Source organism: Acinetobacter lwoffii, assembly GCF_024129355.1.
Lineage (GTDB): Bacteria > Pseudomonadota > Gammaproteobacteria > Pseudomonadales > Moraxellaceae > Acinetobacter > Acinetobacter lwoffii_I.
The window spans coordinates 121164-127877 of sequence record NZ_JAMXXP010000007.1; the positions used below are offsets into that span (position 1 = coordinate 121164).

5 protein-coding genes and 1 pseudogene are annotated in these 6714 nt (G+C 42.6%); 3 read left to right on the plus strand and 3 right to left on the minus strand.

The features are described from left to right. Nucleotides 1-6: 6 nt before the first annotated feature. Entirely contained in the window at nt 7-3945 is a 3939-nt protein-coding gene (gene hrpA, locus NI468_RS06230) for an ATP-dependent RNA helicase HrpA (RefSeq protein ID WP_253100686.1), read from the minus strand. Between the two features lie 489 nt (nt 3946-4434). Here hrpA and ahpC point away from each other — a divergent pair, with 489 nt between their 5' ends. Beyond that, nucleotides 4435-4998, plus strand: a complete 564-nt coding sequence (gene ahpC / locus NI468_RS06235; protein ID WP_004278916.1) for an alkyl hydroperoxide reductase subunit C — start codon at nt 4435-4437, stop codon at nt 4996-4998. Between the two features lie 292 nt (nt 4999-5290). Beyond that, nucleotides 5291-5497: a KTSC domain-containing protein gene (locus tag NI468_RS06240; RefSeq protein ID WP_004645498.1), complete on the plus strand. Its 207-nt coding sequence runs from the start codon at nt 5291-5293 to the stop codon at nt 5495-5497. Nucleotides 5498-5508: 11 nt separating this feature from the next. Here NI468_RS06240 and NI468_RS06245 read toward each other — a convergent pair whose 3' ends face one another. Then, entirely contained in the window at nt 5509-6099 is a 591-nt protein-coding gene (locus NI468_RS06245) for an O-methyltransferase (RefSeq protein ID WP_253100690.1), read from the minus strand. Nucleotides 6100-6123: 24 nt separating this feature from the next. Then, a complete protein-coding gene (locus NI468_RS06250; RefSeq protein WP_034436473.1) occupies nt 6124-6342 on the minus strand; it encodes a DUF1653 domain-containing protein in 219 nt (72 codons plus the stop codon). A gap of 233 nt (nt 6343-6575) precedes the next feature. On the opposite strand from NI468_RS06250, the pseudogene NI468_RS06255 reads away from it, so the two are divergent. Then, a pseudogene (locus NI468_RS06255) lies at nt 6576-6714 on the plus strand (thioredoxin family protein); the annotation flags it as partial.

Sequence of the window (6714 nt, forward strand, 5' to 3'; positions counted from 1 at the left end):
TATATCTTAACTGATTCCAAGACGATCCCATACTTTTTGCAAGCGAGTTGGAGACACGGGTGCTTTTGTTTTCATCGGTTGTGAAAACAATGAGATTCTTAACTCCTCGACCATGAAATATAATTCTTTCAGACGAGGGTCATCTTTAAACTGAAATAATTTTTCCATCCATTGATCAATTTGGTCAATGGCGGAATTGTCCCTTTGTAGATTATTGGGCAAGCGCTCTAAACGCAAGATCAAGGCTTTTAAATAACGTGGAAATTCGCTCCACACATCGGAAGGTTTACGATATACAAAGTCAGAAAGGCTCATTAAATCAAGCTGATCTTCAATATCATTGATATTTTTTTCAAACACAGAATGGTCTAAAACCAGTAATTTCCGGCGGATTTCCTGCCACTGGATATAAATATCCGTGATCTCTTTCAGGGCAACTTGGCCATAAGTCAGGAAAGATTTTTTTACATCTTCAACTAGCTTTTGGAACTCTTGCGCATTGACAGGCAGCTCATTAATGGACATATGTAGTGTGGCATAAACTAACATTTGTTCCAGTTGCGCTTTATCACCGAGTGGCGAATAAGCCAGCGCCAGAGGTTTGGAAATCTGTTTTTTCAACTGACGAGTCAAGTCTCCGAGTTGCATATGCACCAGTCGGATCACCCCTTCACGATGTTTTTTGACCGCTTCAGCCTGATCATTGAAAGTCTGAATCACTACACCCGATTCATCTTTCTGCTCTAGGGCAGCAAAAGCTTTGGTTGGAACCAGCGCCTGATATTGCTTGACCACGACACCGGTGACTTTTTGCGAGGCTTCAAATACAAAGCTTTCTGGGAAGGTTTTAAATTCACCTTTAAGCTGTTTGACCGGACTATGCGTTTCAGTCCGGCAGCGCGCTTTCAGCTCAGCAAGATCACGCCCTTGTTCAATGACACGGCCTTTTTCATCAGTAACTTTAATAAAAGGCAACAGATACTGATCGACCCGGTCAAAGCTGAAATCTTTCTCCGTGATTTGATCGCCTCGCAACTGGAATGCCAAGAAACTAAAAATATGTTTCTGTAAATCCTGCGCATCTACTTTTGCCATGAGTTTTTGTGCAGTATCCGGAATCGGCACCAGATTACGGCGCTTATCCTTCGGCAAAGCTTTTAGCAATGCTTCAATCAGATCCAGACGCCAACCCGGAATCCCCCATGACCAGATACCTTCATCGACCTGGGCCAAGGCTTGCAGGGGAATTTTAACTGTCGCGCCATCTTCATCATGACTCGGGTCAAAACGATAGGTTGCGGCCAGACGCAGGCTACCATTGTGCAAATAGTCCGGAAATTGTTGTGTCGTCGGCCGGTCATTCAGCCATAGCGCATCATCATCGACAAATAAATAACGCGGATTCTGAGGCTCAACCGTGGCACGCCAGTCTTCAAAAGTACGACGGCTGGCCACTTCAGGCGGCACTTTCGAGGCATAGAACTGGTAAATGGTTTCTTCATCAACCACCAGATCACGACGGCGCAATTTATCTTCAACCCGCTCGACTTCTTCCAGTTTGAGCAGGTTATGCTTTAAAAATGGCGGACTAATACCCAGATGACCAGTAGTTAAAGCATCGCGTAAGAAAATTTCATGTGCAGCTTCTTGATCCACTTTTTCATAATTAATCGGGCGTTTCGGCTCAATAATCAGACCGAACAAGGAAATCTGGTCATAAGCATTCACCACACCGGCTTTTTTCGACCAGTGCGGTTCAAAATAATGATGCTTGAGCAGGTCACGTGCCGCCAGCAGAATCCATTCTGGTTCAATCTTGGCCAGGGTGCGTAAATATACCTGAGAAGTTTCCACCATCTCAAAGGCCATGACCCACGGGGTATTGGTCTTGTGCAAAGTCGATGCCGGGAAAATACGGGCTTTCTGCTGGCGCACCGCCATAAACACGTTGCGCTCATCGGTCTTGTTGGCAATGAAAGACAATAAACCGGTTAATAAAGCACGATGCAGATTTTCATAACTGGCTTTCTTTTCATTAAATGACAGTTTTAAGCCCTTAGCCAAATCCACCAGCTGCTCATGAGTTTTCTTCCATTCACGCAGACGCAGCCAGCTCAGGAAATGATTTCGTGCAAATGTACGGCGCTTACTCTCGCTCATGCTATCGCGGTTATTGTGTAGCGTTTCCCAAAGCTTGATATAGAACAGGAAATCAGAATCGGCTTCACGGAATAATGCATGCTTCTGATCCGCCTGCATCTGTTTATCCGCAGGACGTTCACGTGGGTCCTGAACTGCAAGTGCTGCCACAATCACCAGCACTTCATTCAGCACGCCAAAATGTGCACCACCAAGAATCATGCGGGCCAGACGTGGATCGATCGGCATTTTCGCCATTTGCTGACCGATCTTGGTTAAGCCACTGCTTTGAAGTCTCCCTTTCTCGAAGCGTGAGGAGTTATGCGACGCAAGAGAGGGATTTGCTTGATCATCTTCAGTTTTAGGAGAATTTTTCTCAGCCATTGCCCCCAGTTCAATGAGGAGCTTGCGGCCATCATTGACCAAACGATGATCTGGCGGTTCAATAAAGTCGAAGTCTTCCAGTGAACCCAACCCCAAACTTTGCATCTGTAAAATCACCGATGCTAGGTTGGTTCGCTTGATCTCCGGTTCGGTAAACTCAGGACGGCTCAGGAAGTCTTCCTCAGAATACAGACGTATACAGACACCCGGCGCAATACGACCACAACGACCTTTACGCTGGTTCGCGGCTGCCTGAGAAACGGCTTCAATTGGTAGACGTTGCACCCGTGAACGATAGTTATAACGCGAAATACGGGCAAAACCGCTATCAATCACATACCGGATATTCGGAACGGTTAAAGCTGTTTCTGCTACGTTGGTGGCAATAATAATGCGTCGCCCGCCACCAGAAGGATTAAAGATTTTCTGCTGTTCGGCCAGCGCCAGACGCGCATATAAAGTTAATACTTCCGTATGGCGTGGCCCATGTTTGATCAGGGTTTCCTGTAACTCGCGAATTTCCTGCTCGGTACTGGCAAAAATCAGGATATCGGCATGTTCGGGATGACCTTTTTCCTGTGCATCCTGAAAGCATTCTTCGACTGCTTTGACCACAGCGCGAGGCAGGTTTTCTTCAAAATCATCAAACTCATCATCATCACTACCGCCAATGCTCATTTCCGAGATCGGGCGATAACGTAGCTCGACTGGGAAGCTGCGGCCTTCCACTTCAAAAATTGGTGCACCATTAAAGTAACTGCTAAAACGGTTTACATCCAGGGTTGCTGAAGTAATGATGACTTTCAGATCGGGACGACGTGGCAATAGCTGCTTCAGATAACCCATAATGAAGTCGATATTCAGCGAACGTTCATGCGCTTCATCAATAATAATCGTGTCATATTTGGTCAGGTATCGGTCATGCGTCAGTTCGGCCAGTAAAATACCGTCTGTCATCAAACGCACAATTGAGTCTTGTGAACCCTGTTCCGTAAAACGTACTTTAAAGGAAATTGATTCACCGAGTTTTTCGCCAACTTCTTCGGCAATACGCTGTGATACGCTGCGGGCTGCCAGTCGACGCGGCTGGGTATGTCCGATCATTCCGGTCAGGCCACGTCCAGCCAGCATAGCAATTTGCGGTAACTGGGTGGTTTTACCAGAACCGGTTTCACCAGCTACAATAATAACCTGATGCTTTTGAATCGCGGTAATCAGCTTGTCAGCATACTGGGTTACCGGCAGATCCTGATTCAGCTTGATGTTCGGAAGACGTTCAAGCCGTTGCCGTACTTTCAGATTGGATTTTTCAAATAATTCCTGATACTGCTTAGCATCTGCGTCTTTCCCTTTTTTCAGTCGATTTAAACGGTGACGGTCACGCGCCATTATCCATTGATCTACATTTAAATGACTCTGCACAGAGAAAACACCCACATCAAAAAACCGGAAAGGTTTATTTTACTTGGTTCATTAGATTTCAGATAGTCGTAGTTCTGTTAAGTGCCGGACAAATTGGCTTTGGCTGCCTGATTTCTCTCAATTCAGCGCCATAAACCTATCAAAATATCTATATGACACCCTTGAATTTTCCTGAGTAGATTTAATCATCAGTTTAATTTTGAAATTGATATTTAAATTATTTTGCGGAAAACATGCTTTTTTCCTGATTCACCCTTGAATTTTTTGGTTTCAACATCATGTTTGCTAGCACGAGGAAAAAGAGATAATTTTGTCATCAGGCCATCATCTTGATGCTGCTCAATGAACAAAGCGATTTTGCCGAAGTGGCGCGTTTTTACTTAATTCGGTTTTTCCGATGTTTGTAATGTAAAAATACCATTTTAGCATCAACCAAAATTTCGATACTCTTATTCAAAATCAAAGACTACCTCAATCATGGAGACAATGATGAGCTTAATTAATACTGAAGTTAAACCATTTAAAGCAACTGCATTCCAAAACGGCAAATTCATTGAAGTTACTGAAGCTGACCTGAAAGGCAAATGGTCTGTTGTATTCTTCTACCCTGCTGACTTCACTTTCGTTTGCCCGACTGAACTTGGTGACCTTGCTGACAACTACGCTGAATTCCAAAAACTAGGCGTTGAAATCTACTCAGTTTCTACTGACACGCATTTCACTCACAAAGCTTGGCACGATTCTTCAGAAGAAATCAAAAAAATCCAGTATGTAATGGTTGGTGATGCAAACTGGACTCTTGCTAAAAACTTTGACGTATTAATCGAAGCTGACGGCCTTGCTGATCGTGGTACTTTCGTGATCGATCCAGAAGGTAAAATCCAAATCGTTGAAATCAACGCTGGTGGTATCGGCCGTGACGCTCAAGAACTTCTTCGTAAAGTTAAAGCAGCTCAGTATGTACACGCTCACCCAGGCGAAGTTTGCCCAGCTAAATGGAAAGAAGGCGATGCAACTCTTGCTCCTTCAATCGACCTAGTGGGTAAAATCTAATTTTAATTAGATTGAACTGATTCAAAAAAACCACGCTTTTTAGCGTGGTTTTTTATGGTTTGAACTTTTATGTCAGTGCAATACTGGATTTTATTTTTTTAAATTATTTTGTTAGGACTTTAAATATTGCAGTCCTATTTCTTTCTTGATCCATCATATAAAAATTCAGGCATATCTTTTGCTTCGCTTTCTCATAATCCTTACCGATTCTTACAATTGAGCTATACATCTGCAGAGCCATATGGCATAAGTTCAAATGATAAGATAAGAAATATTCAGTGGAGGAACGCATATGCAAAAACTGCTTACCGTGATTTCTTGGAAATACAATCCCTCAAGCCGCCACCTGAAAATTGTATACAGTAATGGTCATGCCGAGCTGTATCATCCCGTACCTGAATTTATTTATGACAACCTGTTAAGACGCCAAGACAAAGCCGCATTCGTAGAAAAGTATCTCGAATATAATTTACATTTTAATAAAATTTGCATGGATTGAAGTGAATCCATTTAACGAAATCCCACCATCAGCAAACCTGCGCCTATGGGTACAATACTCATGATAAAACGTGGGTCTTGCTGAATTAAGGCAATAAACTCTTCGACTTCTGCTGCATGTGAAATGACATTATCAACTACCAGTAACCCGCCCTTTGCTTTAAGTAATCGACTCAAATGTGGCCAGTAACTGACATAAGCATCTCGTTCAGCATCTAACAGGATAAAATCAAATATTTCCTTTTCTGCCTCCAGATAAACCTGAGCATCAATTACTTTAAAATTGATTAAATCTGCAAGATCTATTTCTGTCGCATATTGCTTTGCCTGAATAACCCGTTCTGCATCAACTTCAAGTGTTGTAATCATGGCTTGAGTCTGCCGAGCCGCTTCTGCCAGCCATAAAGTGGAATAACCAGTAGAAGTCCCAATTTCCAGAATACTTTTCGATTGTTGCGCACGAATCAGCATAGATAAAAATCGACCGGATTCTGGTTCTATATTGCGATATCGGTGCAGGCGATCTGCCTGCTTAAGATCATGCCTATGAAACTTTTCATATAATTCCTGCATGAATCTTTCAAATTCATCTGAGTTTTGCATCACTCTTCCCTGATTCTGTTGGGCTTAAAGTGCCTGAATCAATTTAAAACGCTCCACTTCACGATCATCGTTAGTGGTAATGGTTTCAGTGAACATCGTTAAAGGACGTACCCAAATTGAATAATCCCCGTAGAGACATTGATAAACCACAAGCTTTTCTTCAGTTTCACTGTGCGTGGCAACATGAAACACCTGATAAAGCTGTCCCTTATAATGTTGATAAATACCGCGTTGTAATTCCATCATTCAAGTCTCAAATATCTTGTTTTAATCTTAGCTGAAAATCCTTATTCTTGCTCTAAACTACTTGAAAATTAATCTTCCACCCCCATATAGAACTTTGAAATTAATGATGAATTTTTCAATAAATCTGTAAATCCGATCAACAATATAAAAACAAACTGTTTTACCTATTTATTCAATTCATTTAATATCTTGTTATCAAATAAACATTTACTCCTTTGGAGACGTTAGCAATGTTAGACCAAAATACTTCAGCTCAACTTAAAACCCTATTAGAACGCCTGGAAGGCCCGATTGAACTGGTGGCGACTTTGGATGGCTCTGACAAATCAGCCAAAATCCAGGAACTGGTGTCCGAAGTGGCTGCACTGT

Excerpts from the sequence above, each read along its gene's own strand:
- ahpC (WP_004278916.1), top strand. The coding sequence starts at position 4,435 with ATGAGCTTAATTAATACTGAAGTTAAACCATTTAAAGCAACTGCATTC.
- NI468_RS06240 (WP_004645498.1), top strand. The coding sequence starts at position 5,291 with ATGCAAAAACTGCTTACCGTGATTTCTTGGAAATACAATCCCTCAAGC.
- NI468_RS06245 (WP_253100690.1), bottom strand. The coding sequence starts at position 6,099 with ATGCAAAACTCAGATGAATTTGAAAGATTCATGCAGGAATTATATGAA.
- NI468_RS06250 (WP_034436473.1), bottom strand. The coding sequence starts at position 6,342 with ATGGAATTACAACGCGGTATTTATCAACATTATAAGGGACAGCTTTAT.